Genomic DNA, 26,060 nt, shown 5'->3' on the forward strand with positions numbered 1-26,060 from the left:
CTCAATGAAATTAAAATCTACATCCTAACTCCATCTCCATTACACTAACTACAATCCACAAAATCTATCGCTCAAAGTATTCAAGTATCTACACTTCATATCTCTTTCAAACATCCTTTAAAACCCTACTAGACATTCCTTAGCGGGTATCTGGTAATTATATGGACTCAAAAATAACTGTCAATCGCTTTTTTAACTTTTTTCTCTGTACACGATGATTTCTTTGATTTAAATAGGGCCAGAATTGGTTTTTGTAGAATTTTAAAACATAAATTTAAGTTAAAGTCATCTAAATGATGATGACTGTTTTTTGGTAGGCATTTGCAATTATATCTAAACCTTAAGCTAAAATAGCTAAATTTCAACCTGCCATGCTTTCATACTTAATGGCTTTAATTTTAACGCAATCATCCTTAAAAACTCTTTGTTTGTGCCAATCAAATATAATATTTTTTTACTAAACTATTTGCTCACATTGTGGAAATCAAGAAAAATAATGTTCAGTCAATATTTTGCAAATTTTCCTTCGTGTGTAAAGCACAGTAGCTTAACTCAGATGATGTTCAACAGTTTTGTGCAGTTGGTAAAATATTTAAATTGACCCTACCTACAAAATTAATAATTAATTCACGTGTATAACGATTTGCACCTTGATCATCAACAATACTACAATAATATAATCTCAAAGCCGTTGATGTTAGGCCATTTGGTTGAATTTCAATGCGATTTGACTTATTGCTTGAAAGATAATCGCCTGCTCCTGGTGCTTCAAGTATGGATACAATACGCGTAACAGTTGTAATTTCTCCACTTGAGCTTGTGAATAATAGTAATCTATTTGCACCCCAATTATTTGCTGGCACAGTTGTATTACAGTTTGTCCCATTTGAAGTTGGACATAAAAAAATGGACATGGATTCCGACATTGCTGTAATGCGACCCAATTCTAACGCCGCTCTAACACGATCTAAATACATTTCTGAGTGAGCCCTACCAAACGATCCAATACTCATTGGAATTGCAATAGTCACTATAATTCCAATTAAAATAATTACCACTAACCCCTCAATTAAACTAAACCCAAAATTTTTATTCTTTTTTTTATGCTTCATGTTGCAATTGGCTCCATATTCCCTATAATGTGCTTTGCTTTGGGTCGTTAGCTCAGTCGGTAGAGCAGCTGGCTTTTAACCAGTTGGTCGCAGGTTCGAATCCTGCACGACCCACCACCTTTTTCCTGCTCTTAGTGTAGCGAGTTTATTAAAATTATTCCAAAGCTAAATCAAAAATAATTTGTGATCATAAGCTTTTGTTTGATATCATCAGATTATCTTCCACAAATCAAGGAATGCTATAATTATGCACTTATTGCTTAATTTACTTTTCATCGCTGGAATTGTTATCGCAGTGTTATTCTTTTTCCCGTTATCAACAGTAGTGTTATTAGGTGTTTTAGCATTGCTTTTATATTTTTTACCTAGCTACATTGCGTTTAAAAAACAACATCCAAACAGTATAATAATTTTTGTTGTGAATTTACTATTTGGATTTACTTTCATTATTTGGATAGTGTGCTTAATTTTAGCAATTGCTTATCAACCAAACGTTACAATTATTGAAAAACATTATTACCACGCTTAAGTTATGTCAGAGTTTATCAGAAATCTTCAATCCCTAAATGCAAAACAGCGTGAAGCCGTTTTAATTGATCAAGAAAACGCCTTAATACTTGCAGGAGCAGGAAGTGGAAAAACACGTGTCCTGACACATAGAATTGCTTATTTATGTCAGGAAAAAAATATTTCACCATTAAATATTTTGGCAGTTACTTTTACCAATAAAGCCGCAAGGGAAATGAAAGAACGTATTGAAAATTTACTTGGTTTTTCTACCGTTGGTATGTGGATTGGCACATTTCACGGAATTGCTCATAGACTCTTACGTCAACATGCTTCAGAGCTTGGTTTTGACAGACGATTTAAAGTATTAGATCAAGATGACCAATTGCAAATTATAAAAAAAGTTATCCATAGTTTAAATTTAGATGAAAAGTTTTATCCGCCTAAATATCTACAAAGCTTTATTAACGGCAAAAAAGATGAAGGTATTCGTGCAATTGATTTACCTACAGAGGAGTTTAATAACGAAATTATTAAAATTTATCAAGTCTATGAAGTGCGCTTAAGAGCAAATAATGCATTAGATTTTGCAGACTTACTACTTTATGCTTATGAATTGTTTAAAGAAAATATGGTATTAAGCCAATATTATCAACGGCGTTTTCAACACATTTTAGTGGATGAGTTTCAAGACACTAATAGTGTTCAATACAAATGGCTAATGGCTTTGAAATCCGATACAAATAGCATTATGGCAGTTGGAGATGATGACCAGTCTATCTATGGTTGGCGAGGAGCTAGGGTTGAAAATATCAAACACTTTATTGATGATTTGGCAAGTGTGCGCATCGTACGTCTAGAGCAGAATTATCGCTCTACTCAAATCATATTAGATGCAGCAAACGCAGTGATTGCAAATAATCCTAAACGGATGGGCAAAATGCTGTGGTCTGAGAAAGAAAAGGGAGAAAAAATTTCCGTTTATGAGGCATTTAATGAGCGTGACGAAGCTGATTACATTAGTGCTAAAATTTATGATTTATATCATACACATCACGTTTCGTTATCGGATATTTCAGTTTTGTATCGCTCAAACGCACAATCGCGTGTCCTTGAAGAAGCGCTGTTAAAAACCGGAATTGCCTATCGTATTTATGGAGGAATGCGCTTTTTTGATCGTGCGGAAATTAAAGATGCTTTGGCCTATATGCGACTAATTGCTTTGCGTGTAGATAATCTTGCATTTGAACGGGTGATTAATTTACCAGCTAGAGGCATTGGTCAAAAAACAATAGAAAGTATTCGTAAATACTCAACCGTACATGATTTGTCATTATGGCATGCAAGTTGTGAAATGATTGAGCGTAAGTTGCTTCCCACACGATCTGCTGCGTCAATTCAAAAATTTATAGATTTAATTGAAGACATGGCTGCTGTTAAAAACCTTATGAAACTTGGAGCATTAATGCGTCATGTGATAGATTTCAGTGGATTGATGCTTATGCATGAACAAAGCAAAGCCGAAAAATCACAGCAAAAATGTGAAAACCTCAAAGAGCTGGTTAATGCTGCGGCTGAGTTTATACCTCCTATAGAAGATGTGGCAGAAGAAGATCTATTGGTGGAGTTTTTAAACTTTGCTGTTTTGGAATCAGGTGAAATGCAAGCTGCAGAACATGACGATAGTGTACAAATGATGACACTACACATGGCAAAAGGATTAGAGTTTCCTTATGTATTCATTTCAGGATTAGAAGACGGCTTATTTCCATCATCACGTTCAGTTGAAGTCGTTGATAAACTAGCAGAAGAACGTAGGCTTTGTTATGTGGGAATCACGCGAGCCATGCGTCATCTAACATTAAGCTATTGTAAGATACGTCATCAATATGGTGACATGAGTTATCAGATCAAGTCGCGTTTTTTACAGGAAATTCCCAAAGAATATTTACAATATGTTCGAAATCGCAAACCAGAAAAATTGGAAAAAACAATGGGCTTTGGCATTTCACCGTTTGATTTTGTCAAAGAGCAAAATACAGAAGCAGAATTTAAAATAGGTGAATTTATCAATCACACAAAATTTGGAATTGGGGTGATACTTAAGCTTGAAGGTGAAGGTGATAACCTTTGCTACCATGTGGACTTTAAAGCTGGAGAGGGAAAAAAGGTATTGTTGGCTAAAATGGCAAAGCTTATGAAATTATAGCCAATACCAGTTGCAAAATCAGTTGTTTTGTAAAACCATGCAACGTTTCAAAATGAATTTGAGTGAGTAACAACTACTACTGCTTTTTGCAATAAGCGTTGATGCAAATTTTCAAATCCCCCATTACTCATAATCACAAAATGCTTAAATAAAGGACTTTTATAACTTTTTTCAAAGACCTTAACGATATCTTCGATTTGGTCAAATACTAAAAAAGTCTCACTTTGATGGGATCTTGCCTGCCACTGCATGTTAGTATTTTGATAGAACCATACTTCATCAGCAAATTTTAATGCTTGAATTAGGTCTTTTTCTTGAGCACCCATTTTCATTGTATTGGATCTAGCTTCTAAAATAGCCACTACCTTTTGCGCATCTGAAGCTTTGGCTTTTAGCGCTTGTAAAGTATGTTTCACTGCTGTTGGATGATGGGCAAAATCATCATAAATAGCACAATAATGGTCTTGATAAATACATTCTAAACGTCTTTTAACACCTTTAAAGTTCGCAAAACTAGCTTGTATTTTATCAAATGAAATGTCAATACACTTTGCAACTGTATAAGCCATAAGCGCATTTTTTGCATTATGTTCACCCAACATTGACCACTTGATTAAATGACATTTATCATTATCACTCAATACAAACTCACTATAATCAGCATTAATGGGTTTAATATCTAAAATTTGATTTTTTATTGGTAATTTATTTGACCATACGCCCATCGTTAATAAATGAGCAATATTCTGATCATCCTGTGGATAGATAATGCTTGCCTTACCTGGCATCATTCTAAATAGATAATGAAATTGCCGATATATGTCATCCATGCTATTGAAAATATCCGCATGGTCAAACTCAAGGTTATTAATCGTTAGAATATCAGGATGATAATGTATGAATTTAGAGCGCTTATCAAAAAAAGTTGTGTCGTATTCATCAGCCTCTATTACAAAAATTTCAGAATCAGTTAAACGGGATGACACACCAAAATCCTGACTGATCCCACCAATTAGAAAACCAGGGTTAAGATCCGCATCATCTAATAATTTAACAATTAATGACGTGGTTGTGGTTTTGCCATGAGTACCTGACACAGCGATGACCTTTTTCGTTTTAAGAACTTCATTATAAAGCCAACTAGGTGCTGAATAATATTGCAGCTCACTGTTTAATAGCGTCTCAACAATTGGCATACCACGACGCATGGTATTACCAACGATTACCTCGTCTAACTTAAGCGAAGTGATATCATAATCATAACCTTGCATAATTTGAATGCCTTGCAATTCAAGATAAGTGCTCATAGGAGGGTAAACGTTGTGATCACTACCTGTTACATGATAACCTTTTTGGCGTGCCAAGACCGCTAAGGCACCCATAAACGTCCCGCAAATTCCTAAAATATGAACATGCTTCATACTGTTATATTACCTTAAACTTTTGATGATTGAATTTTATGAATAATTGATGAACTAGAGTGATTTGGCTTAAGTGTGATGGTCTTTACTTCTCCACCTACAGCCAATACTTCTTTGGCGCCTGCTATTTCATGTATTTCATAGTCTGCGCCTTTGACTAAAATATCTGGCAGTAGCTCACTAATAATACGCTCAGGGGTATCTTCATTAAACGCCACTACCCAATCTACACAAGATAGCGCCGCCAATACTTCCATACGAAATTGTAAATTAACGACAGGGCGATTCTCACCTTTTAAACGTTTAACTGACTCATCACTATTGACAGCAACGATTAATCGATCTCCTAAAGCACGCGCTTTTTGTAAATACTCAACATGCCCTGCATGTAAGATATCAAAACAACCATTGGTCATGACTACTTTCTCACCTTGTAAGCGTACTTCACGCATAGCTTGTTTGAGCGCATCTTGAGTGATAATACCTTTATTAACAGTTGTTTGAGCATGAAGTGAATCATGAAGCTCTTGTGCGCTTAGTGTTGCTGTACCAACTTTACCAACAACCACACCTGCTGCGGCATTTGCCAAACGCATTGATGACTCAAAATCATAACCACACGATAAGCCCATCGCCATTACTGCAATAACGGTATCTCCCGCACCTGTTACATCAAAAACTTCTCGTGCCACGGTTGGAATGCTTTTGGCTGCACCACTATTAAGCACAAGCGTCATACCTTCTTCACTACGAGTAATTAAAAGCCCATCAAGCTTACATCGCTTAATAAGTGCATACGCTTTTGAAATCAATTCATCCTCAGTTATACACTTTCCTACCACAGCTTCAAATTCTTTGCGATTAGGGGTGATCAATGTTGCTCCTTCATAAATGCTAAAGTCATGACCTTTAGGGTCAACTAAAACCGCCATATTTTTTCTTTTAGCAAGTTCAATTAAGGCTTTTGTATTGTATAACGTCCCTTTACCATAATCTGATAAAATCATTACATTGTATTGATCAGCAGCTTTTTCTACAGCATCTAATAACAATGTTTCATCGATTTTTGAAAATCCTTCTTCAAAGTCCAGCCTTAATAACTGTTGTTTTTGTGAAAGTATGCGTAACTTAGTAATCGTTGGCAAATGGGTTTCAATAAGATGTGTCTTAATAGATTTCTTTGTTAAAAAATCACACAAAATGCGTGCTGGTTCGTCTTTACCCACGATCGCACAAATTCCAGCCATCCCTGATAATGCTGAGATGTTGAGTGCCACATTTCCTGCTCCACCTGCTCGATCTTGAATGGTTTTTACATGGACAACTGGTACAGGCGCTTCAGGAGAAATGCGCTCAGTTGTTCCATAATAATAGCGATCAAGCATCGCATCCCCCACAACAAGCACACGTGCTTTTTGTAAATTACTTTGCATTCATCTTGTTTTTATCGTCTTCTTAATATGTTAGATGTTATACTAAATCCCATCAAAAGCACAGCCTTGTTACCGTAAAGTGCAAAGATGAATAAAGAAAATAAAAAAAATTACTATATTATTGCTGACTTGCACTTAAGTGAGGTTAGAGTGCAAGCTACTGCTCTATTTGAACGCTTTTTAGCAGATATCACAAATAAGGACAATTCCCTATATATCCTCGGAGATTTTTTTGATTATTGGATTGGAGATGATGCTATCTCACCTTTTAATCTGCATATTGCTGATCTATTGGCTCATGCACATGACAGTGGACTTCAAATTTATTTCATGTCTGGTAATCGCGATTTTTTAATTGGTCAACGTTTTGCAAAACGTGCCAAAATAACACTTGTAAGTGATCCACATGTCCTTGTACTCTCCAAAATAACTATTTTATTGATGCATGGTGATTTGCTATGTACTGATGATAAAAGCTATCAAATTTTTCGCAAAATTGTACGCAACAAACTCATCCAGTGGCTTTATCTACGATTACCACTTCGATTAAGGGAAAAACTTGCAAAAGGCATACGCATAACAAGCCACAAAAAAAACGCAAAGTATAAAGTTATTGATGTCACTGAAAAAGGCATTCAAAAATACCTTGGTAAACATAAAACTCTCATTCATGGACACACGCACTTATTCAACATTCATCATCAACAAAACTATATACGTTATGTGCTTGGTGATTGGTTTAAAAATGCAAGTTATGTTCATATTGACAGGCACTGTAACATTCACCTATTGCGTTATTTTAAAAAGTAGTTTCACTTTAAAAGTGGTGGAAATCAAGGGTAATATTTTTACAATAAGTGTTAGTATTATTTTCAGGTGAATAACAAGCACAAGATGATCACGTTTTTTCCCACTATTAGACGTACGTTGGCAGATCAAAAAAATAATTAATCTATTTATTAATAAATAAAGTGACTCATAATTTTTTGCCAATAAGAAAGCCTAAATCTTTACCATTTAATATACTTGCAATTGACAACATTTTCTTTCCCGGAAATTGGAGTGAGCCAATGTTGATTACACCATTACAAGCCTGCACTTTTAAGCCAGACTTATCTACACTTAAAATAGTACCTATGGCACTACTTGCTTTTTCTTTAAACACTTGAATATCCGAAATTTTCACTTGTTCATTATCAAGCTTAATATATGCACTTGGCCAAGGGCTAAATGCACGAACTTTACAATCAATTTGTTGAACGGTGTTATTAAAGTCAATTAATCCTTCCTCTTTTGTGAGTTTACGTGCATACGTTGCATCCTCAGGCTGTTTTTGTGAGTGGAGTGTTCCACTGGCAATTTGAGAAAACACTTCATAAATCGCTGGAACTGAAAGTTTTGCTAATCGATCATGCAAGGTTTGACTATCATCTTCTTTTAAGATGGGGGTTTCAACCACATGCAAAATATCACCCGTATCTAAGCCCTCATCCATTTGCATAATCGTAATACCTGTCTTTGTATCACCTGCTTCAATTGCTCGCTGAATAGGAGCAGCTCCCCGCCATTTAGGCAGCAATGAAACGTGAATATTTATACAGCCATACTTTGGAACATCTAAAACCACCCTAGGCAGCAGTAATCCATAAGCAATAACTACCATCACATCGGCTTGTAAATTTTGCAAATCATCAATCGCTTGAGGTTCTTTATTAAATGAGATAGGTTGGAAAACAGGAATATTATGTGTTAAAGCCAGTTCTTTTACAGCTGAAGCTTGCAACTTTTTACCACGACCTTTAACACGATCTGGCTGGGTAAACACTCCAACAATATTATAGTTTTGACCAATTAAGTTATTTAGAACGGTTGCTGAGATTTCAGGCGTACCAGCAAATACAATCCGTAAATTTTTACCTTTATTTTGTGGATTCATAGTTAATGATAGGCATAAGCATAAAGGTTAGCACCATCCAAAGGTCCTGTATTGCCAGAAACCACACAATTTCCAATCACTTTGGTTACACCATGCTGTGCGGCAAGCATTTTAGCTTTTTGTACGTTTTGCTCACAAGACGATTGGATTTCTTTTTTACTTGTATAATGTGTGTCCACCCGGATAATACCAATTGGCGATTCGTTAAAGCCTGTTACAACTGGAACGGCTTTCCGTAAATTCATGCTCTCTGATGCGTAAAATTGCACGATCTTTGCATCAACTGTACTATAAATTTCCGTTGTTTGTGGCAAATATACCCCCTGCGACTCATATTGCTTTTTAGGTACAACTGCCCAAAAAAATCCAATAACGGCAATCACAATCCCTGCATAAATAATATTTTGCTGCAACCGACTCATAAAAAAATTTAAATCACGTTCATCTCTTAATTTGCGCATATCATAACATAAGATTATTAATACAATCTATTATGTTTTATACACCATTTGTCTTTAGCTCACGAATAACTAAAAAAACTAAAAATGGTGCTCCAAGTAACGCAGTGATAATACCAACTGGAATAATCATGGGATAAGCAATGCTTTGTGACAACCATTGACTGATCAACATCAAACTAGCACCACATAAAAAACTCGCTATAAGTAAGACTTTCATTTTATTGGTTGATAGCAAAAACCTTGCAATATGGGGTGCCGCTAAACCTAAAAAAGCAATTGGACCTGCAATTGATACAATACAGGCAACTAAAAAAGCTAATGTAATTACTAACCAAACGAGTAAACGCTTAACGTCTACTCCCATTAACATCGCTTCAGTCTCTCCTAAACTTAACATATCAAAAGCCTGATGATTTTTGATTGCAAAAGCAAAGAACACACAGCTAACTAAAATAAGTAACGTTAGCTGTAACCACGATACATTTAGAAAACCACCAAACTGCCATAAGGTTATTTGTTGCAAGGTTTCGGCACGGCTAAAACTCATAATAAGTGCTGTTAAAGCACTAAAAACAGCAGAAATTCCAACTCCTAGAAAAATGATAACAGTTATATTTGTTAAGCTCTTTTGAGTGAAAATTACCAACATAAATAATAATAGAACTAACATGGCACCAATAACACAAGCAGTTAGAAACAAAGCATAAGAGTAATAACTCAAACGGCTGATGTAACTTGGTAGTATAAAAAGCAGCAAGAGCCCTACAAACTGGCTACCTGATAAGATACCTAAAATACTTACATCTGCAAGTGGATTTCTTAATACCACTTGTAAAACAGCTCCACTCATCCCAAGCGCACCACCAACTATAACAGCGGCACACCAAATAATAAGCTGATATTGCCAAAATATCTCTTTTGCTAACGCTATATCAATGACCTTTGTATTAAATAACCACCAACTAAGACTTAAAGTACTAAATAGTAACGATAATAAAATCGCTAATCCCCAATTAACCCAATGTGACTTATTTTGATCAAAAGCTTGACACACCTTATTTACCCTCTCGCTAACTTTGTACAAATATCATCAATTATCTTGATAATTGGTATAAGATTCGTTATAAAATCGATACGTTTTATCATAGTGACTATTATTTTAATTTAACAAGGATAAAAACCATGCCTGCAACTTTTCAAATCAAGGGAAGTCTTTTTACGCTTAGTGTTTTGCAAATACTCAGTACCGATCTTGATGAAATTGAAAAACAGATTACGACAAAAATAAAACAGGCACCACAATTTTTTAACAATACGCCCATGGTCATTGAGCTAACTGCTTTACCACAAACTGTAAAACTTGAGTTTATTCAATCCTTAACCGATATGCTCAAAAAACACACACTTCTGCCAGTTGGATTTAGGTTGCCAGATAATACACTTAATGAAGCCCTGCAAGCATATGGCTTTCCTGTTTTTAAAGAAGGAAAAAATGTCCCTGCTCCGATTGTTTCAGCCAATAAATCCCATGTACTACAGCATAAAATCGTTGAGACAAGAATTCGATCAGGTCAGCAAGTGATCTCTCAAAACGGTGATTTAATCGTCTTATCCTCGGTGAGCCCTGGTGCTGAGTTGCTAGCTAGTGGTAATATTCACGTTTATGGTACATTACGGGGACGTGCAATTGCAGGCTTAGAAGGAAATACCAATGCGCGTATCTTTTGTCACAAATTAGAAGCAGATCTTGTTTCTATAGCAGGGCAATATAAAATATTTGAGGAACCGGTTGCGCCCCTTAATAACAATAATAATGGCTATCAAATCCAGTTAAAAGACGGTACAATCATGGTCAGCCAGATTTAGAAGATGGGTCTTCCCAAATCAAAGTGTAATTGAATCAAGGATTAAATATTGTGAGCAAAGAATCCAAACAAACGGGCATAAAAGAAACAAAAGATAAAAAGCGCGCCACTACTGTTGTTATCACCTCTGGTAAAGGTGGTGTCGGCAAAACTACAACAAGTGCAGCAATTTCATTAGGACTCGCAATGAAAGGCTTTAAAACAGTCGTAATCGACTTTGACGTTGGACTACGCAATTTAGATCTTGTTATGGGGTGTGAGCGCCGAGTAGTTTACGATTTAATTAGCCTTATCAATAAAGAATCTAATATTAATCAAACCTTGATTAAGGATAAGCGCTCAGAGAATTTATTTATATTACCTGCTTCACAAACGCGAGACAAAGATGCCTTGACTGAGTCAGGGCTGGAAGAAATCATGAATGAGTTACATGAAACATTTGATTACGTTATTTGTGATTCACCCGCAGGTATTGAAAAAGGTGCATTAATGGCTATGTACTATGCTGATAAGGCGATCGTTGTCACAAATCCAGAGGTTTCTTCAGTGCGTGACTCAGATCGAATTATTGGTGTACTTGCCAGTAAAACCAAAAAAGCCAAAGAAAAAGGGGAATCTGTTGAAGCAAAGCTTTTGATCACACGCTATGATCCTCAACGTGTAAGTCAAGGCGAAATGTTATCACTTGATGACGTTAAAGATGTGTTATCAATTCCATTACTTGGCGTAATCCCTGAGTCTAAAACTGTGCTTCAAGCTTCTAATTCTGGAGTACCTGTCACTGCTTATCAAGACAGTGAAGCAGGTCAAGCTTACTTAGATGCCATTGATCGTTTTTTGGGTCACGACAAACCACTTCGCTTTATTACTCCTGAAAAGCAAAACTTTTTAAAGCGTTTATTTGGAGGAAAATAACATGGGGTTTTTAAATTATTTCAAAAATAAGCGCGTTGAAAAAAATAGCGCACATATTGCCAAAGAGCGCCTACAAATTATTGTTGCCCACCAACGCAATGAGCTAAGTGGTAAAAGCAATAAACCCGCATTCATTACCAAACTTCAAGAGGAAATTCTGGAAGTGCTCAAAAAGTATGTTCATGTTGACCCCAAAGACATCAAAATTGAGGTCGATGATCAAGGGGATTGCTCAGTACTGGAATTAAACGTTACTATTCCTGAAGAAAGCAAACAGTTGAAACAGCAAATAAACACATAATGTCAACTCATCAAAACTACGCCGTTTCTTTTGAGCACGTTTCTTTTTATCGCGGTGATAAATGTATTTATAAGGACTTATCGTGCACGATTCCAAAAGGTAAAATTACGGCTATACTTGGTCCATCTGGTACAGGAAAAACAACACTTTTACATCTTATTGGACGATTAATAAAAGCCAATAGCGGTAACATCCAAGTTTTAAATCAAACTGTAAAAACCCTTAATAAAAAAGAACTGCTAGCGCTTCGTAAAAAAATGGGCGTTTTATTCCAATCAGGTGCTTTATTCACTCAGTTATCAGTTTTCGATAATGTGGCCTTCCCATTAAGACAAAACAGCAATTTAAGTGAGGATTTAATTCATAATCTAGTGCTTATGAAACTACAATCTGTTGGGTTAAGAGGAACAATTGATATGATGCCAAGCGAATTATCAGGCGGCATGGCAAGACGAGTGGCACTGGCACGCGCTATTGCACTTGATCCTGAGCTTATGTTATATGATGAACCATTTACTGGTCAGGATCCCATTTCCCTTAAGGTCATCCTCAGACTTATTAAAAGGTTAAATGATGCGCTTCGTATGACATCGGTCATTGTCTCACACGATATTGATGAAGTCATGAGTATTGCTGATCATGTTATTATTGTTGCTAATCAGAAAGTTGCAATCGAAGGTTCGTCATTATCTATTCGTAATAGTAATGATCGTTTTGTATCACAATTCTTAACGGGTAACATCAATGGCCCTGTTGCCTTTGATTATCCTGCACCTGACTTCCTTGCAACGTTAAAATGATGGGAAAAAACTATGCTTAAACTCATCCAAGCACTTGGTCGAACGTCTTTAAATATAACAGCAAAAATTGGGCAATCAATTTTACTTACAATTGAAATAATTTGTGGACGCAGCAATATTCGTAACATCATCACGCAAACTTATTACGTTGGTGTAAGCTCTGTTTTAATTATCCTGGTTTCTGCCTTGTTTATCGGTTTTGTTTTAGGACTACAAGGTTTTTATACATTAGCAAAATTCAGTGCTGAATCTGCATTAGGTCCTATGGTTGCACTAAGTATTATTCGTGAGCTTGGTCCTGTCGTTACCGCCCTTTTATTTGCAGGACGCGCAGGTAGTGCATTGACATCTGAGGTTGGACTTATGAAAGCAACTGAACAATTAGCCAGTTTAAATATGATGGGTGTTGATCCTGTGCGTTTTGTGTTAACACCTAGATTTTGGGCATGTGTGATTAGTGTGCCCATTTTAAATCTATTTTTTTGTACAATCTCAATTTGGGGTGGCTACTTAATTGGTGTAAAACTACTTGGGCTTTTCAGCGGCACTTTTTGGAGCAATATGCAAGCATCTGTTTTATTTTACGATGATGTCTTAAATGGTATTGCAAAAAGTATTGTTTTTGGAGTCGCCATTGCAATTGTCTCACTTTATCAAGGCTATGCTTGTCATGCCAATTCAGCTGGTATCGCTAAAGCTACGACAAAAACTGTTGTCTATTCCTCCTTAACAGTCTTAGGATTAGACTTTTTAATGACTGTTCTTATGTTCAAAGGAGTTTAACAAGATGTATAAAAAATCATACGAACTACTGGTTGGTATTTTTGTGCTGTGCGGCATCATCACGCTTGTATTTATGGCGCTCAAAGTCAGTGGTTTATCTTTGACAGAACTTAATAAGAATGTTTATAGAATTAATGCTCAGTTTCAAAATATAGGCAGTTTAAGGTCAGGTGCTGCTGTACGGATTGCTGGAGTCGAAATTGGCAAAGTCGAATCAATTAGCCTTAAACCTAGCTATAGCGGATTTATCGCCAATGTAATACTAAGCATTAATAAACAACACAATCAAATTCCAAGTAGTTATTCTGCTTCAATTGATACCAGTGGGATATTAGGTGAGAGTTTTATTTCACTCCAACCTTCTCAGCTTGATTTACCAGATTTTTATGAAAGTAAATATCTACAAAACGGTAGCACAATAGAATTGTCTAATACTTCATCAGCCATTAATCTAAACTCATTGATTAACACCTTTATTTCAGCTTCAGGAGATAAAAAATAATGTTTAAAAAAAATATTTTTTTACTGTGCAGTACAATACTATTAATACACATTCATCCTAGCTTTGCCAATCATATACCCTCAACAAATTCACAAGTAAATCAAATTCAAAATCCCGTTGACCTCCTTCAAAACTCGATTGTCAGCACTCAAAAAATTTTGATTGACTCAAAGAACACACTAAGCCAAGATCCCGAAGCGCTAATCAAACTAATTGACAATAAGATCATACCATTGTTAGCCATAGATGTGATTGCGCAGCTTTTAATTGGACGCGAACGCTGGCAATCTGCAAGCAAAGAAGAGCAGCAACAATTTATCACTAAAATTACTCAAATGCTCGCTTATTCTTATGCTGAAAATATCGCTCAAGCTGAAAATTATGACATTCAAATTCTTCCATTTAGCAATGACTCTTGGCAAGGGCAACGCCTAATCATTGTAACAGGTAAAATTATTAATTTGCAAAATCATGCCTCATCTGATTTATTAATTAAGTTGTTAAAGGTTAGCAATAAATCAAATAAAGAAGAAGATATACCTCAATGGAAGATCTACGACCTATCCGTAGCAGGTGTCAGTATATTGGATAACTTTAGAGCACAATTTAAAGACCACAAAAATTTAAAAGATATTAACTTAGCAATAGAGAAAAAGAATAATGAGCTTATTGATAAAAAGTCCTGATAGTTGGCAACTATCAGGAATTCTAACTGTGACTAATGTTAGTGAAATTGAAAAAAAAATTACGTGCACTTTTAAGAACTTTGTTTCCAATGTATTGATTATTGATCTAGCTAATATCACCCAGATTGACAGTGCAGGTATTGCATTACTTTTAAAAATTATCCATCTTTGTCGCAAAAAAAACATTAAACTTCTATTTAAGAATTTTATGCTTGAAAATGCACAATCACTCATTAAAGTCCATAATTTGGATAAATTATTCCAACCTTTTTTAGCACAACCTATATAAATTCAAGAGAGGCTTTATGACTACCAATGAACTCAAAACATGTATCGAACAAAAACTTGGTCACAATACAATCGCAATCGTTGAAAGCGATGATAATGTCCATTTCAGTGCTACTATTATTAGCGAATTATTTAATACTGTATTAAGCAAAGTCAAACAGCAACAGATTGTTTATACTGCAATAGATCAATATATCAAATCAGGTGAATTGCATGCTATTGCTATGAAAACCTACACTCCAGAAAAATGGGCGCAAGCACAAAACACTTAATTTAAACTAATTTGGAGCCAATCTATGTCAAAAGTTACGTGGTCTATTCCAGTTATTGTCATGATGATCTTCACGATCATCAGCGTGCTCATTACCATATTTAGCAGAGTACAAGCATTACGCAAAAATCAAATTCCCATGAATGATTTTCGGACAATGGACTTTTGCAAAAAAGAAAATCCGTGGCTTGAAATTACATCCAGACACTTAGATAATCTATTTCAAATGCCTATTCTGTTTTACATTTGCTTTATTATTATCATGACTAACGCTGAGCTTATGCAAATTACTTACTTTCTTGTGTTAGGGTGGTTATTTGTTTCCTTTCGGATTATCAACTCAATCATCCATCTGACTATTAACGACTTAAGTCTCAGATTGTTTTCGTTTTTGTTATCACTAGCATTCTTATTCACCATGATTGTAATGCTGTTTATTGAGTTATTAAAAACAAATTAATTTCTAGTATCAATTTTAAAATATTGATGGTCAATTGACCACGAACGATACAATACATTATAAGTATTAACTGATACTGCATTTAAACTCGATTGGTATAAAGTCTCATAGGCTTTGGCTGAACTTATTTCAGTAGGTCCTAATAATTCAATGTTGTATTTTCGGCACCACTTTCTGACTGTTGTACTTTTAAAGCCAAAACGACCTGCTACATCTTCATAGCTTAAACCCTCTGCTGAATAATCTCTTAACACATCTTCTGCTGAGCGACCATATTTTCTAGATAAAATAATCTCAAAACTTTGTGAATATTGATTTGCCATAGCGTTAATTCTCCTACTTCCTTCATAAACATCATATCCATCAATTTGATTCAAAACTAACTTAATAATTTCTTGGATGTTTAAAATTCACTATCGTAATCTAACTTTGCGTTAATTTAACTTTAATCTTTTATAAATATCTAAAGCCCTGCCATTCGTCAAGCACTTCCGTTTTTTCTTAGCAATTTAATTGATTTTTGTTCAATAAACACACAATTCCAATAATGCCTGACTTATTACCAAATCTCGCTGGTAAGATTTTAGTTTGTCGATATATATCTAAAACATATGACTGAAAACTCACTTCAACTCTCTTAATCAAAGCTTTATCCTCAGAAATTGCACCACCAATAATAATGGCTTGTGGAGCTAACACATGTGTTAATGATGCAAGCCCAGGAACAAGCTGATTAAGATAGGCATTCAAGGTTTTTTCAGCCAGATCGTCTGCTTTTGCAAGTTGTTGTTTAAACATAAGGTAAGTTGCTTTATCATTATGTACCGCATCGCAATATAATTTTAGTAATGCTTTTGCAGAAGCATATGACTCCCAGGCACCTTTAATCAAACTATTTTTATTTTCTTCATTAAGTTTTGTAATAATATAACCTACCTCACCTGCTGCATTATTTTGTCCACGATATAACTGCCCATTTAGTATAAGCGCTCCACCAATGCTCGTTCCCAATGTAATAAATATGTAATCTTTAAAGCCATTCTTTCCAAAAGCAAGCTCACTTAATGCAGCAGCTTTAACATCATTTTCCATCACAACAGGTAAATGTGTAAGCGCCGTTAAAGCTGATACTAAAGGATAATTAACAAGAGACTTGACATAATTCGAACCATAACTAATACAACCACGTTTCATATCAACAACACCATGTGTGGAAATCCCTATTCCCTTTATTGAATAATTTGCTTTTTGCATATTGTATATTTCAACAAATCGGGAAATAAGTGACTCTGGTGAGTGTATTTCTCCAGTTTGATATTGGTCAAAGTATAAAACTCTACCGTTATTGGTTATGATACCATATTTGGTATAACTTCCCCCTAAGTCGAAACATAAATAGCACAGTTTTTTTGATTCCATAATTTCCTTTAATTTTCTTTCAAAGAATATGTAATATCATGCGTGTCATATTGACTAAAGTACATTGCACCCGCAATAGATTCTTCCCTTATTTAACATAAAAATGCTACTCCTTGTTAAGGATAATCATTTTAAAACATCATCTTTTTACATAAAACAAAAACAACAACATTGAAAATTTAGTCCTAATCCATTAGAATCTGTCCACCTTTTTGGCTGGGTTTATGCAAATTACCAGTGAATGCGTAAATTCAATGTATAACTAACCACTGGCTTAAGACATATTTGGAAATAAACCATGACTGAAAATTTTAAAGACCTCTTTGAAGCCTCACTAAAAGAAACTGAAATGCGTGTTGGTAAGATTATTAAAGCAACCGTTGTTGCGATTGATCGCGAGTTTGCATGGATTGACGCCGGCTTAAAATCTGAATCAATCGTGTCTCTTGATCAATTCAAAAGCGATCAAGGTGAAATTGAAGTTCAAATAGGGGATAAAATAGACGTAGTGCTTGATGCACTTGATAATAGCTTCGGTGAAACTCGTCTATCACGCGAAAAAGCAAAACGAATCGAAGTGTGGAATGACCTTGAGAAAGCCTGTGATGAACAAGAAACTATCCTTGGTCGCATTACCAATCATGTCCGTGGTGGCTATACTGTTGAAGTTAAAGGTTTGCGCGCATTCTTACCAGGTTCTTTGGTAGATGTTCGTCCACTTCGTGATACTTCTCACTTAGAAGATAGAGAAATTGAACTTAAAATTGTCAAACTTGATACTAAACGTAACAACATTGTTGTTTCACGTCGCGCTGTTATCGAAGCTGAAACCCAAGAAGACCGCAATGCACTATTTGAAAAATTAAGTGAAGGCGCTGTTGTTAAAGGTGTAGTTAAAAACATCACAGACTTTGGTGCATTTATTGATCTTGGCGGTGTAGATGGTTTATTACACATTACTGATATGTCTTGGAGTCGCATTAAACACCCAAGTGATATGCTTAAATTAGGTGATGAAATTGATGTCAAGATCATTAAATTTGACAATGATAAAGGTCGTATTTCCCTAGGCATTAAACAATTAGGTGAAGATCCTTGGGCCAGTGTTGCTGAAGAGCTTGCTGTTGGGACCAAACTTATGGGTAAAATTACTAACATCACTGATTATGGTTGCTTTGTTAAGCTTAAAGAAGGTATTGAGGGCTTGGTGCATACTTCAGAAATGGATTGGACAAACAAAAATGCTAACCCTCACAAGATTATCTCTTTAGGTCAAGAAGTTGAAGTTATGGTCCTTGAAGTAGATGCTTCTCGTCATCGTATTTCACTTGGTATGAAGCAATGTATCATCAACCCATGGCAAGCCTTTGCCAATGCTCACAAACCAGGTGACAAAGTCAAAGGTAAGATCCGTTCCATCACTGATTTTGGTATTTTTATTGGTTTAGATGGTAATATCGATGGGCTTGTTCATATTTCTGACGTTGCATGGAATAAACCAGAAGATACCGTAAAACAGTTTAAAAAGGGAGAAGAAATCGAAGCTGTTATGCTGTCTGTAGATATTGAGCGTGAGCGCATTGCTTTAGGTATTAAGCAGCTTTCTGAGGATCCATTTACTCAATACACAACTGCTAATGACAAAGGCGTAAAAGTAACTGGTAAGGTAACATCTGTTCAACAAAATGGTGCTACTGTTGAATTAGCACCTGAAATTGAAGGTTTTATCCGTGTCGCTGATATTTCTCGTAATCATGTGGAAGATGCACGTCATGAACTTAAAGTAGGTCAAGAAGTTGAGGCGCGTATTAGCAATATTGATACTAAACGTCGTAGCATTAACCTTTCAATCAAAGGCTTAGATGAAGACATCGAAAAAGCAGCAAAGTTAAACTATAAAGCTGAACAAATGACTCCAACTACAATTGGAGATCTAATTAAAGAAAAGTTAAATAAATAAACTTTAACTCAAAGCAGCCTTAAGGCTGCTTTTTTGTTTTCACAAGCAAACAACACGAATAACCTTATGAAAATTAAGCACCCATTTCAATATATACTTTAACCATGTCAAATTTTCATATGCTTTTAGATGATAATGGCTTTTTAAAAAATTATACACAATGGTCTATTGAGCTTGCGGAATACTTTGCAAAACAAGAAGACATTTTATTAACACCATCACATTGGAAAGTTATTTATTTTCTACGTGACTACTATCAATGTCATCAAAACTCACCTGCCATCCGTTTACTGGTAAAATCACTTAAAGAAAAACATGGGTCTGAAATTGGCAATAGCCTTTATCTGCAATCACTCTTTCCAATTTCACCTGCAGTCCAATCTGCTAGAATTGCAGGATTACCTAAGCCTAAAAGGTGTATTTAATGAGTATAAGGATACGTACTAAAAACCTTTTACATAATGAAATCCTAATTAAATCAATCGGCACAATGTTTATTCAAGGATTAGGACAGCTTACTGCTTTTGGTTCAGCCATTTTACTTGCTCACTACTTTGCTGTTGCTGAATATGGTCAATATATGTTTGGAGTGACCATTGCAACCATCTTAGCTGTTATTGCAACACTTGGTGCTGATGGTATTTTAGCACGCAGTTGGGGTTGGTCTGAGAAAACAGGTAAAACACGTAATATAGAAGTCTTTCATTTACATAACTGGTTTTGGCGCCGTGGTATTGTTATTTTAATAATTACATTTGTGGGCTGCTTTAGCTATATTTATCTATTTAATCTCAATGCGAACTTTATTGAAGTATTTGCTTTTTTATTTGCCTTACCCTTTTTTATTGCTAACCTATTACAATCTTTTTATATTGCCAATAAAAAAGTAATTTATGCTAATTTGATTCAGCTCTTTATGCGTCTGATTATGCTAGCCATTATTGGAGTCTTTATCATAATGCGCATTCAACAAACTACCTTTCTTGTTAGTATCATGTTTAGTGCAACTGCATTATATATGCTGCTGTTATGGTCTAAAATTAGCCTAAATTATGGTTTTCAATCACTCAAACCACGGGGCAGTAACCTCTCTTTCATGCTATTGAAATGGGGTAACCTGCTATTAAGCCAAATTGGTATTGTATTACTTAAGTTTTTTTCATCCAATGAGAATATCGCTTATTATGCAGTTGCGCTACAGCTAGGTGCACTTGTAGTTTTTGTATTAAATGCCGTTAGCTCCAACATCACTGCACAAGTTGCAAATGACTATAAAACACTTGATCATAAAACGTTCCAAAGCAAAATTACAGATTACACACATATTATTTTTAGTTTGTCAGCAATTGGAATGGTGTTACTGATTACTTGCGGTTATTGGATTACTATGCTCTATGGCACAAATTATAGCAAAGCCTATTATATTTTCTGTGTTCTCATGGTTGGGCAAGTGGTTAATGTTTTATGTGGCAGCGTTTTTACCATTCTCAATATGGCAGGACATGAAAAGACAACCTGTACTGTTTTTTACATCGCACTTAGTATTAATATCCTATTAGGTATTATTCTAACTCCAAGCCTTGATGCTTATGGAGTTGCAATTGCTTCTGCTGTTGCTATGATTTTTTGGAACATTGTACTCGTATATGTAGTTATGACAAAACTTAAAATCAATCCAACGATTTTTAGGCGATAATCCTAAATCACTATTTTATTCTATACGAGCACAATCTTAATTATCAGCCTAAATAGATCGTACTAAATCAAAAATAAACTACCTATTTGAGCGGGTAGTGGTTGATTAGTTTTCACTGAACTAAATGATTTTCGTACTTTCAGTACTTTTAGCACTTGTGTTAGTAAAAGCAGCTAAGCGCCAAATAGCCTCACCTAATACACTTATTTCATCTGCACAACTTAACCTTATATAACCTTCGGCACCAAAGGCAGATCCAGGCATTACAGCCAAATGCTTGCTTTCTAACAAATGCAAGCAAAAATCCATATCACTTTCAAAACCCATTCGCTCTATAATAGGCTGAACATAAGGAAAAAGATAAAATGTACTTTGTGGTAACAGACAGCTGACTCCCTTTATTTTTATTAACTCTTGATAACAAAAATCAACACGTTTTTGATAGATGTCTAACTGCGTTAATAATCCATTTCTAGGTAAAGCCAGTGCTTGAATTGCCGCATATTGTGAAATCGAACATGCACACGACATCGATTGCGATTGATAACGCTTAAGCATAGTAATCATATCCTGTGGCGCAATGATATAGCCAATGCGCCAACCTGCCATCGCATAACTTTTGGACACACCATTAACAATTGCATAACGTGATTTTAACTCGGGAGCAACTTCAATTAACATTTGAGGGCGCACACTCCAATATAGCATATCATAAATATCATCACTCAAGACCCATACATCAGGATAATCCTTTAATACAGAAGCAATCATTTCTAACGTTTCTTTGCTATAAGTAGCACCTGTTGGATTATGTGGAGTATTTAAGATAAAGATGCGTGTGCGCGGACTAAGCTTAGCTTCCAACTGTTCTTTTTGCGGTTGGAAATAATTATGATGTGTGGTTTCAACACAAACAGGTACACCATGAGCAAGTTTAATCATATCAGGATAAGATGTCCAAAATGGTGAAAAGAAAATAACCTCATCACCTGGATTTAAAATGCAATTAAATAGATTGTATAAACTGTGTTTAGCTCCAGTTGTAACACAGACTTCTTGATTTAAAAATGTCAAATCATAGTCACGTTGATAACGTTGAATAATGGCGTATTTAAGCTCCACTATGCCGTCAACAGGTGTATATTGTGTTAAATTATGATCAATTGCCATCTTAGCTGCTTCTTTCACTTTTTGTGGTGAGTTAAAGCCAGGCTCTCCCACGGCTAACGAAATAACATCTGTATGACCTGCTTTTACTAAGTCTCCAGCTCGAGCTGCCATTTCTGCTGCTTTTGACCCTTCTACATTTAGCACGCGCTTGCTAAATCGATTCTTTTGATTTGTTGTTACACTCATTTTTCCTCCTATACGTTCTATAAAACGTATGCAACGACTGTCTTATCATATATTTCAAGAAATTGTTTATAGCTTTTTATCACAGTTTCATCAATAATGAAATCACTTGTATGCAATGACCTCTCTAGCACATAAAGCCTTTCTTTCAACATAGGCACACCACAGTAACTTGCTCCACCATGAAGTTTATGCACTGCATCACGTAAAGCTTTTCCATTTTGCTCAATATATGCTTTATTAATTTCAGTTATCGCGTCAGGTAGAGACTTAATAAACGCATTTAGCATCTCTTTAGCAAAATTTTCATTACCACCAGCAAGCTTTGTGCCTAATGTCAAGTCAATTAATTTTTGTTCTATGTTTTGACCATTGTGATTTAAACTATCGCTATCATTTAATTGTTTTGCCCAAGGACTCACTGCTTTTACATTGTTTATATCTTTAAAATAAGTCTCTAATAGTAAACTCAGAGATAAATCATCAATTGGTTTAATTTGCACGGCATCAAAGCCTTCTTTAAGTAACACATCGTTACGTCCATCTACAATATCTGCAGTAACTGCAATAATTGGTACGTGCTTGTACTTTGAAATTTTGCGTAACCGATGACATAATTCAACCCCATCAACCTCAGGCATGTGCACATCGGTTAAAACCATTATAAAATCATGCTTATCAGCAAGTAAAAGAGCTTCTTTTGCACTTGTTGCTTCAATAGGATAAAAACCTTTTTCTTGTAGTAATATCGTTAATAACTTAAGGTTAATCGGATTATCATCAACCGTTAAAATTAAAGGCTTATCCTTATTACTATCCTTTAGATCATAATTCACTATTTCTTCATTAGCAGTTATGTTTTCCTTATTCTGATCTAAACGACCTGAAAATAGCTCTGCCAATTTTTGAATTTTATAAGGGTAATTTATGCAATTTTGAATGGCTAAGTCGCTACTATAATCGCATAAATCTAATAGTGATCCATTTGCAACTAAATAAATGCGCCCTTTGCTAAACGATTGTAAATCCATAATTAGGGATTGTCTTAATTTTTGCATTGGGGGTAATACGTTAAAAACCAAAATAAGATCAAATTGATCATGTTCGACAACAGTATCAAGTAAGTCTGTTTCCGAATATTGAGTCATACATTTGACGCCAGCAGCCTCTAAATCATTGACTAACATTTTGCCAACATAGATTGTCCTATCATAAACAATCACGTTTTTAAGCGGTATATATGGATAGGAAAGATCTATCTTGTTTTCACAATCAAAAATAACAGTAAAGCTAAAACAAGAACCTTTGTTTATTTCGCTTTTAACTTGAATCTTGCCACCCATTTTTTCAACAAGGTTCTTACTAATAGTTAGTCCTAATCCTGTTCCGCCATACTTGCGACTGGTTGATAGATCAGCCTGAGAAAATGCACTAAATAATTTTTTTATCTGAGTCCTTGATAAACCTATGCCAGTATCACAAACAGAAACAAATACTTCAACTTGCTGATTCAATATACGCTTGAGGTTAATACAAATCTCAACACCTCCTTCTTCAGTAAATTTAATTGCATTACCAATTAAATTAGTTAAAATTTGGCAGAACCTCAGTGCATCACCAGAAACCATTTTAGGTAATCTAGAATCAATGCGCACACCAAAATCAATCTGCTGCTGAATAATCTTGGGCTTAAATAACATCACACAATTTTGAATTTCCTCATGTAAATCAAATGGGTGATTCTCCAACACTAAATTACCTGACTCAATTTTTGAAAAGTCCAAAATATCGTTGATAATACTTAACAGGCTTTTTGATGATTGAGTAATCGTTTCGACATATTCTTTCTGCAATGAATTTAATTTGCTTTTTTCAAGTAACCCCACAAAGCCTAAAATGCCATTCATGGGTGTGCGAATCTCATGACTCATATTTGCAAGAAACTTACTCTTGACCTCACTGGCTTCAATTGCTTGCTTGCGCGCTATATCAAGCTGTACGTTCTGATGTTCGATCATTTTTAAAGTATGCCTTAGTTCTCTTGTTGCCTTTTTAATATTTCTTTGCATTTCTTCATGTGAGTTAGCTAATGACAACGCCATACTGTTAATCCCTTCTTCAAGTGTTTTAAGCTCACCAGGAGGATTACCATCTAATCTTGTATCAAGTGCACCGTCTTTAATACGCTTTACCGCATTGATAATATCAAAAAGTGGATTAATCAAGTCCCCACCTAAACGTAGTCCAAATAAAATACTGACTGTTAGACCAATAATCACAATGAGTAATGTTGCAATAATCGCTTGATATTGATTAACAATCGTATTTTCCCGGCTTAAAGTCACTACTACCCAACCAATACGTTGATCTTTCTCTGTATAAAGTTTATCAATGTTATTTTCTTTAGGATTAACGGCTCTTGAAATAACAGGTGCTAAAAACTGGATATTTTTACTGCCCTCCTGCATGAAGATTTTTTTAGTTATAAGGTCAGCATTCTCCTTAAAAAAACTTGGATTTACTTGTGGAATGCGACCAGTAAAAGTAAGTAAATCACCATTTTTATCATAAATAGCAGCCATGCGTACATCCGGATAATTTAGAATATTATCTGTAACATTTTGTAGGATGATTTTGCTATCGAAATAAAGTCCATATTCAGAAGCAGCAATGAGTTCCGTTGTGACTGCTTCCCCTCTGATATATAAGTTGCGGTCTAAATCAGAAAATCTCATGCTGATAAAATAAAAACCAAGTAAGATAGACACTGTTAAAGTTGGTAACAGCGTCAATAAAATCATTCGTCCACGAATGCCAATGTTCTTGAGCATATATTTGCTACTTGCTGTAGTCGGAAGGTTTAAAGATTATAAGCTAAAAAACGTTAAACTCAATTTTGAATGACAAATGTCCTTTTCCCAGATAGCACTGTTTTCCCAGATGAGAGCCTTAAAGCTTATTCCATATGGCTTTGCGACATTTCACTTCTTGTCAAAGTTGGTGAGCATATTGCTTGCAATCCATTTAATATCAAGGCTTTGAGAGTTTTCACAACAAAACAAATTTTTAAATCAGACTAAAATAATTGCTAAGATCTGTTATTTTAGTTCAGTAAACGCTTGCGATAAATCATTTTTTAAATCCTCAATATCTTCAAAACCGAGACTTACTCTCATTAACCATCCTGATCTATCCCAACTATTTGGTAATCTATAACTTTGGGGGCTTTCCACGGGGACTAATAAGCTTTCATGCCCACCCCAACTGTGTCCTAAACCAAAAATTTTTAGTCTATTTAACATTTTATCTAAAGACTTTTTTTCTATTTTATCTGATAAAGTAAATGCAAAAAACGCCAGAAGAGCCTTGAAAATCTCTTTTCCATAAATGATGCTGAGGATGTGTTTTTAATGCTGGAAATATCACTTCGGAAACTATAGGTGTTTTAGACAGCCATTGAGCTAGTTTCATTGCTTGTATCTGGTGGTGTTTTAAACGAACAGATAGACTCCTAATCCCTTGAATTGCTGCATAAACATCCTCATTGCCGGCACATTGACCTGATTGTATAGTATATGTTCTTAACATATCATATGTTTTTTCATCAGATATTATTATGCCTAGAATACTCAATGAATGAGCTAAACGTTATTATCTTGAGACTTGAGGGTAGTGACTGAAA

General features: G+C 35.2%; 28 protein-coding genes and 1 tRNA gene. 17 read left to right on the forward strand and 12 right to left on the reverse strand.

Annotated elements, in window-relative coordinates:
- Positions 1 to 563: 563 nt before the first annotated feature.
- Entirely contained in the window at positions 564 to 1,112 is a 549-nt protein-coding gene (locus DNJ77_RS05865) for a GspH/FimT family protein (protein WP_116964066.1), read from the reverse strand.
- A gap of 41 nt (positions 1,113 to 1,153) precedes the next feature.
- Here DNJ77_RS05865 and DNJ77_RS05870 point away from each other — a divergent pair.
- From DNJ77_RS05870 to DNJ77_RS05880, 3 genes are all read left to right on the forward strand, one after another.
- A tRNA-Lys gene (locus DNJ77_RS05870) sits at positions 1,154 to 1,229 on the forward strand.
- A gap of 130 nt (positions 1,230 to 1,359) precedes the next feature.
- Complete coding sequence (locus tag DNJ77_RS05875; protein ID WP_116964067.1) at positions 1,360 to 1,641, forward strand: superinfection immunity protein; 282 nt, start codon at positions 1,360 to 1,362, stop codon at positions 1,639 to 1,641.
- Between the two features lie 3 nt (positions 1,642 to 1,644).
- A complete protein-coding gene (locus DNJ77_RS05880; protein WP_116964068.1) occupies positions 1,645 to 3,828 on the forward strand; it encodes a UvrD-helicase domain-containing protein in 2,184 nt (727 codons plus the stop codon).
- Between the two features lie 47 nt (positions 3,829 to 3,875).
- Here the strand turns inward: DNJ77_RS05880 and mpl are convergent, their stop codons facing one another.
- Both mpl and hldE read right to left on the reverse strand, forming a co-directional pair.
- Positions 3,876 to 5,249, reverse strand: a complete 1,374-nt coding sequence (mpl, locus tag DNJ77_RS05885; RefSeq protein ID WP_116964069.1) for a UDP-N-acetylmuramate:L-alanyl-gamma-D-glutamyl-meso-diaminopimelate ligase — start codon at positions 5,247 to 5,249, stop codon at positions 3,876 to 3,878.
- Between the two features lie 14 nt (positions 5,250 to 5,263).
- A complete protein-coding gene (gene hldE, locus DNJ77_RS05890; RefSeq protein ID WP_116964070.1) occupies positions 5,264 to 6,682 on the reverse strand; it encodes a bifunctional D-glycero-beta-D-manno-heptose-7-phosphate kinase/D-glycero-beta-D-manno-heptose 1-phosphate adenylyltransferase HldE in 1,419 nt (472 codons plus the stop codon).
- An 87-nt stretch (positions 6,683 to 6,769) separates the two neighbouring features.
- Between hldE and DNJ77_RS05895 the strand changes: the two genes are divergently transcribed.
- The gene (locus DNJ77_RS05895) at positions 6,770 to 7,492 is read left to right on the forward strand and encodes a UDP-2,3-diacylglucosamine diphosphatase (protein WP_116964071.1); all 723 of its coding nucleotides are present in this window, start codon (positions 6,770 to 6,772) and stop codon (positions 7,490 to 7,492) included.
- Between the two features lie 166 nt (positions 7,493 to 7,658).
- Here DNJ77_RS05895 and fmt read toward each other — a convergent pair whose 3' ends face one another.
- From fmt to DNJ77_RS05910, 3 genes are read right to left on the reverse strand one after another with little or no spacing between them, the layout of a single operon-like run.
- Entirely contained in the window at positions 7,659 to 8,618 is a 960-nt protein-coding gene (gene fmt / locus DNJ77_RS05900) for a methionyl-tRNA formyltransferase (protein ID WP_116964072.1), read from the reverse strand.
- Between the two features lie 2 nt (positions 8,619 to 8,620).
- Entirely contained in the window at positions 8,621 to 9,079 is a 459-nt protein-coding gene (gene fvfA / locus DNJ77_RS05905; protein WP_116964073.1) for a Francisella virulence factor A, read from the reverse strand.
- 37 nt (positions 9,080 to 9,116) lie between these two features.
- Positions 9,117 to 10,133 (reverse strand): FecCD family ABC transporter permease, encoded by a 1,017-nt coding sequence (locus DNJ77_RS05910; protein WP_157966615.1) that lies wholly within the window; start codon positions 10,131 to 10,133, stop codon positions 9,117 to 9,119.
- A gap of 128 nt (positions 10,134 to 10,261) precedes the next feature.
- Between DNJ77_RS05910 and minC the strand changes: the two genes are divergently transcribed.
- From minC to DNJ77_RS05960, 10 genes are read left to right on the forward strand one after another with little or no spacing between them, the layout of a single operon-like run.
- On the forward strand, positions 10,262 to 10,945 hold the full coding sequence (gene minC / locus DNJ77_RS05915) for a septum site-determining protein MinC (protein ID WP_116964075.1): 684 nt from the start codon (positions 10,262 to 10,264) through the stop codon (positions 10,943 to 10,945).
- 50 nt (positions 10,946 to 10,995) lie between these two features.
- The gene (gene minD / locus DNJ77_RS05920) at positions 10,996 to 11,859 is read left to right on the forward strand and encodes a septum site-determining protein MinD (RefSeq protein ID WP_476702589.1); all 864 of its coding nucleotides are present in this window, start codon (positions 10,996 to 10,998) and stop codon (positions 11,857 to 11,859) included.
- A 1-nt stretch (position 11,860) separates the two neighbouring features.
- Positions 11,861 to 12,160 (forward strand): cell division topological specificity factor MinE, encoded by a 300-nt coding sequence (minE, locus tag DNJ77_RS05925; protein WP_116964076.1) that lies wholly within the window; start codon positions 11,861 to 11,863, stop codon positions 12,158 to 12,160.
- Positions 12,160 to 12,960, forward strand: a complete 801-nt coding sequence (locus tag DNJ77_RS05930) for an ABC transporter ATP-binding protein (RefSeq protein ID WP_116964077.1) — start codon at positions 12,160 to 12,162, stop codon at positions 12,958 to 12,960. Before minE ends, DNJ77_RS05930 begins: the two co-directional genes overlap by 1 nt.
- A 12-nt stretch (positions 12,961 to 12,972) precedes the next feature.
- Positions 12,973 to 13,743, forward strand: coding sequence for a lipid asymmetry maintenance ABC transporter permease subunit MlaE (gene mlaE, locus DNJ77_RS05935; RefSeq protein ID WP_116964078.1), 771 nt, complete (start codon positions 12,973 to 12,975; stop codon positions 13,741 to 13,743).
- 4 nt (positions 13,744 to 13,747) lie between these two features.
- Positions 13,748 to 14,245 (forward strand): outer membrane lipid asymmetry maintenance protein MlaD, encoded by a 498-nt coding sequence (gene mlaD, locus DNJ77_RS05940; RefSeq protein ID WP_116964079.1) that lies wholly within the window; start codon positions 13,748 to 13,750, stop codon positions 14,243 to 14,245.
- The gene (locus DNJ77_RS05945) at positions 14,245 to 14,931 is read left to right on the forward strand and encodes an MlaC/ttg2D family ABC transporter substrate-binding protein (RefSeq protein ID WP_116964080.1); all 687 of its coding nucleotides are present in this window, start codon (positions 14,245 to 14,247) and stop codon (positions 14,929 to 14,931) included. Before mlaD ends, DNJ77_RS05945 begins: the two co-directional genes overlap by 1 nt.
- A complete protein-coding gene (locus tag DNJ77_RS05950) occupies positions 14,906 to 15,220 on the forward strand; it encodes an STAS domain-containing protein (RefSeq protein WP_116964081.1) in 315 nt (104 codons plus the stop codon). The genes DNJ77_RS05945 and DNJ77_RS05950 overlap by 26 nt, the downstream gene beginning before the upstream one ends.
- A gap of 16 nt (positions 15,221 to 15,236) precedes the next feature.
- A complete protein-coding gene (locus DNJ77_RS05955; protein WP_116964082.1) occupies positions 15,237 to 15,491 on the forward strand; it encodes a BolA family protein in 255 nt (84 codons plus the stop codon).
- Between the two features lie 24 nt (positions 15,492 to 15,515).
- Positions 15,516 to 15,950 carry an MAPEG family protein gene (locus DNJ77_RS05960; protein WP_116964083.1) on the forward strand — a complete coding sequence of 145 codons (435 nt, stop codon included), beginning with the start codon at positions 15,516 to 15,518 and terminating at the stop codon, positions 15,948 to 15,950.
- Here the strand turns inward: DNJ77_RS05960 and DNJ77_RS05965 are convergent.
- Both DNJ77_RS05965 and DNJ77_RS05970 read right to left on the reverse strand, forming a co-directional pair.
- On the reverse strand, positions 15,947 to 16,273 hold the full coding sequence (locus tag DNJ77_RS05965) for a helix-turn-helix domain-containing protein (protein ID WP_116964084.1): 327 nt from the start codon (positions 16,271 to 16,273) through the stop codon (positions 15,947 to 15,949). The two genes, DNJ77_RS05960 and DNJ77_RS05965, sit on opposite strands and share 4 nt — an antisense overlap.
- Before the next feature lie 178 nt (positions 16,274 to 16,451).
- Entirely contained in the window at positions 16,452 to 17,369 is a 918-nt protein-coding gene (locus DNJ77_RS05970; RefSeq protein ID WP_116964085.1) for an ROK family protein, read from the reverse strand.
- Positions 17,370 to 17,667: 298 nt separating this feature from the next.
- Between DNJ77_RS05970 and rpsA the strand changes: the two genes are divergently transcribed.
- The 3 genes from rpsA to DNJ77_RS05985 all read left to right on the forward strand — a co-directional run bounded on the left by rpsA (position 17,668) and on the right by DNJ77_RS05985 (position 21,025).
- The gene (rpsA, locus tag DNJ77_RS05975; protein ID WP_116964086.1) at positions 17,668 to 19,329 is read left to right on the forward strand and encodes a 30S ribosomal protein S1; all 1,662 of its coding nucleotides are present in this window, start codon (positions 17,668 to 17,670) and stop codon (positions 19,327 to 19,329) included.
- A 104-nt stretch (positions 19,330 to 19,433) separates the two neighbouring features.
- Complete coding sequence (locus DNJ77_RS05980; RefSeq protein WP_116964087.1) at positions 19,434 to 19,754, forward strand: TusE/DsrC/DsvC family sulfur relay protein; 321 nt, start codon at positions 19,434 to 19,436, stop codon at positions 19,752 to 19,754.
- Complete coding sequence (locus tag DNJ77_RS05985) at positions 19,754 to 21,025, forward strand: lipopolysaccharide biosynthesis protein (RefSeq protein ID WP_239986758.1); 1,272 nt, start codon at positions 19,754 to 19,756, stop codon at positions 21,023 to 21,025. The genes DNJ77_RS05980 and DNJ77_RS05985 overlap by 1 nt, the downstream gene beginning before the upstream one ends.
- Positions 21,026 to 21,145: 120 nt before the next feature.
- Here DNJ77_RS05985 and DNJ77_RS05990 read toward each other — a convergent pair whose 3' ends face one another.
- From DNJ77_RS05990 to DNJ77_RS06010, 4 genes are all read right to left on the reverse strand, one after another.
- Positions 21,146 to 22,381, reverse strand: coding sequence for a pyridoxal phosphate-dependent aminotransferase (locus DNJ77_RS05990; protein ID WP_116964088.1), 1,236 nt, complete (start codon positions 22,379 to 22,381; stop codon positions 21,146 to 21,148).
- Positions 22,382 to 22,398: 17 nt separating this feature from the next.
- The gene (locus DNJ77_RS05995) at positions 22,399 to 25,209 is read right to left on the reverse strand and encodes an ATP-binding protein (protein ID WP_116964089.1); all 2,811 of its coding nucleotides are present in this window, start codon (positions 25,207 to 25,209) and stop codon (positions 22,399 to 22,401) included.
- A gap of 267 nt (positions 25,210 to 25,476) precedes the next feature.
- Complete coding sequence (locus DNJ77_RS06005; protein ID WP_420810620.1) at positions 25,477 to 25,680, reverse strand: PLP-dependent transferase; 204 nt, start codon at positions 25,678 to 25,680, stop codon at positions 25,477 to 25,479.
- Positions 25,681 to 25,705: 25 nt separating this feature from the next.
- The gene (locus DNJ77_RS06010) at positions 25,706 to 26,011 is read right to left on the reverse strand and encodes a PLP-dependent transferase (RefSeq protein ID WP_116964092.1); all 306 of its coding nucleotides are present in this window, start codon (positions 26,009 to 26,011) and stop codon (positions 25,706 to 25,708) included.
- Between the last annotated feature and the right edge of the window lie 49 nt (positions 26,012 to 26,060).

Origin of the sequence: Fastidiosibacter lacustris (assembly GCF_003428155.1) — a bacterium.
Lineage (GTDB): Bacteria > Pseudomonadota > Gammaproteobacteria > Francisellales > Francisellaceae > Caedibacter > Caedibacter lacustris.

Coding starts and splice junctions, on each gene's coding strand:
- DNJ77_RS05950 (WP_116964081.1), top strand. CDS start 14,906: ATGAGCTTATTGATAAAAAGTCCTGATAGTTGGCAACTATCAGGAATT.
- DNJ77_RS05970 (WP_116964085.1), bottom strand. CDS start 17,369: ATGGAATCAAAAAAACTGTGCTATTTATGTTTCGACTTAGGGGGAAGT.
- DNJ77_RS05945 (WP_116964080.1), top strand. CDS start 14,245: ATGTTTAAAAAAAATATTTTTTTACTGTGCAGTACAATACTATTAATA.
- DNJ77_RS06005 (WP_420810620.1), bottom strand. CDS start 25,680: ATGTTAAATAGACTAAAAATTTTTGGTTTAGGACACAGTTGGGGTGGG.
- DNJ77_RS05895 (WP_116964071.1), top strand. CDS start 6,770: ATGAATAAAGAAAATAAAAAAAATTACTATATTATTGCTGACTTGCAC.
- fvfA (WP_116964073.1), bottom strand. CDS start 9,079: ATGCGCAAATTAAGAGATGAACGTGATTTAAATTTTTTTATGAGTCGG.
- DNJ77_RS05865 (WP_116964066.1), bottom strand. CDS start 1,112: ATGAAGCATAAAAAAAAGAATAAAAATTTTGGGTTTAGTTTAATTGAG.
- DNJ77_RS05955 (WP_116964082.1), top strand. CDS start 15,237: ATGACTACCAATGAACTCAAAACATGTATCGAACAAAAACTTGGTCAC.
- minE (WP_116964076.1), top strand. CDS start 11,861: ATGGGGTTTTTAAATTATTTCAAAAATAAGCGCGTTGAAAAAAATAGC.
- mpl (WP_116964069.1), bottom strand. CDS start 5,249: ATGAAGCATGTTCATATTTTAGGAATTTGCGGGACGTTTATGGGTGCC.
- DNJ77_RS05985 (WP_239986758.1), top strand. CDS start 19,754: ATGAGTATAAGGATACGTACTAAAAACCTTTTACATAATGAAATCCTA.
- DNJ77_RS05880 (WP_116964068.1), top strand. CDS start 1,645: ATGTCAGAGTTTATCAGAAATCTTCAATCCCTAAATGCAAAACAGCGT.
- DNJ77_RS05960 (WP_116964083.1), top strand. CDS start 15,516: ATGTCAAAAGTTACGTGGTCTATTCCAGTTATTGTCATGATGATCTTC.
- minC (WP_116964075.1), top strand. CDS start 10,262: ATGCCTGCAACTTTTCAAATCAAGGGAAGTCTTTTTACGCTTAGTGTT.
- DNJ77_RS05965 (WP_116964084.1), bottom strand. CDS start 16,273: ATGGCAAATCAATATTCACAAAGTTTTGAGATTATTTTATCTAGAAAA.
- mlaE (WP_116964078.1), top strand. CDS start 12,973: ATGCTTAAACTCATCCAAGCACTTGGTCGAACGTCTTTAAATATAACA.
- fmt (WP_116964072.1), bottom strand. CDS start 8,618: ATGAATCCACAAAATAAAGGTAAAAATTTACGGATTGTATTTGCTGGT.
- DNJ77_RS05875 (WP_116964067.1), top strand. CDS start 1,360: ATGCACTTATTGCTTAATTTACTTTTCATCGCTGGAATTGTTATCGCA.
- mlaD (WP_116964079.1), top strand. CDS start 13,748: ATGTATAAAAAATCATACGAACTACTGGTTGGTATTTTTGTGCTGTGC.
- DNJ77_RS05995 (WP_116964089.1), bottom strand. CDS start 25,209: ATGCTCAAGAACATTGGCATTCGTGGACGAATGATTTTATTGACGCTG.
- DNJ77_RS05980 (WP_116964087.1), top strand. CDS start 19,434: ATGTCAAATTTTCATATGCTTTTAGATGATAATGGCTTTTTAAAAAAT.
- DNJ77_RS05990 (WP_116964088.1), bottom strand. CDS start 22,381: ATGAGTGTAACAACAAATCAAAAGAATCGATTTAGCAAGCGCGTGCTA.
- rpsA (WP_116964086.1), top strand. CDS start 17,668: ATGACTGAAAATTTTAAAGACCTCTTTGAAGCCTCACTAAAAGAAACT.
- hldE (WP_116964070.1), bottom strand. CDS start 6,682: ATGCAAAGTAATTTACAAAAAGCACGTGTGCTTGTTGTGGGGGATGCG.
- DNJ77_RS05930 (WP_116964077.1), top strand. CDS start 12,160: ATGTCAACTCATCAAAACTACGCCGTTTCTTTTGAGCACGTTTCTTTT.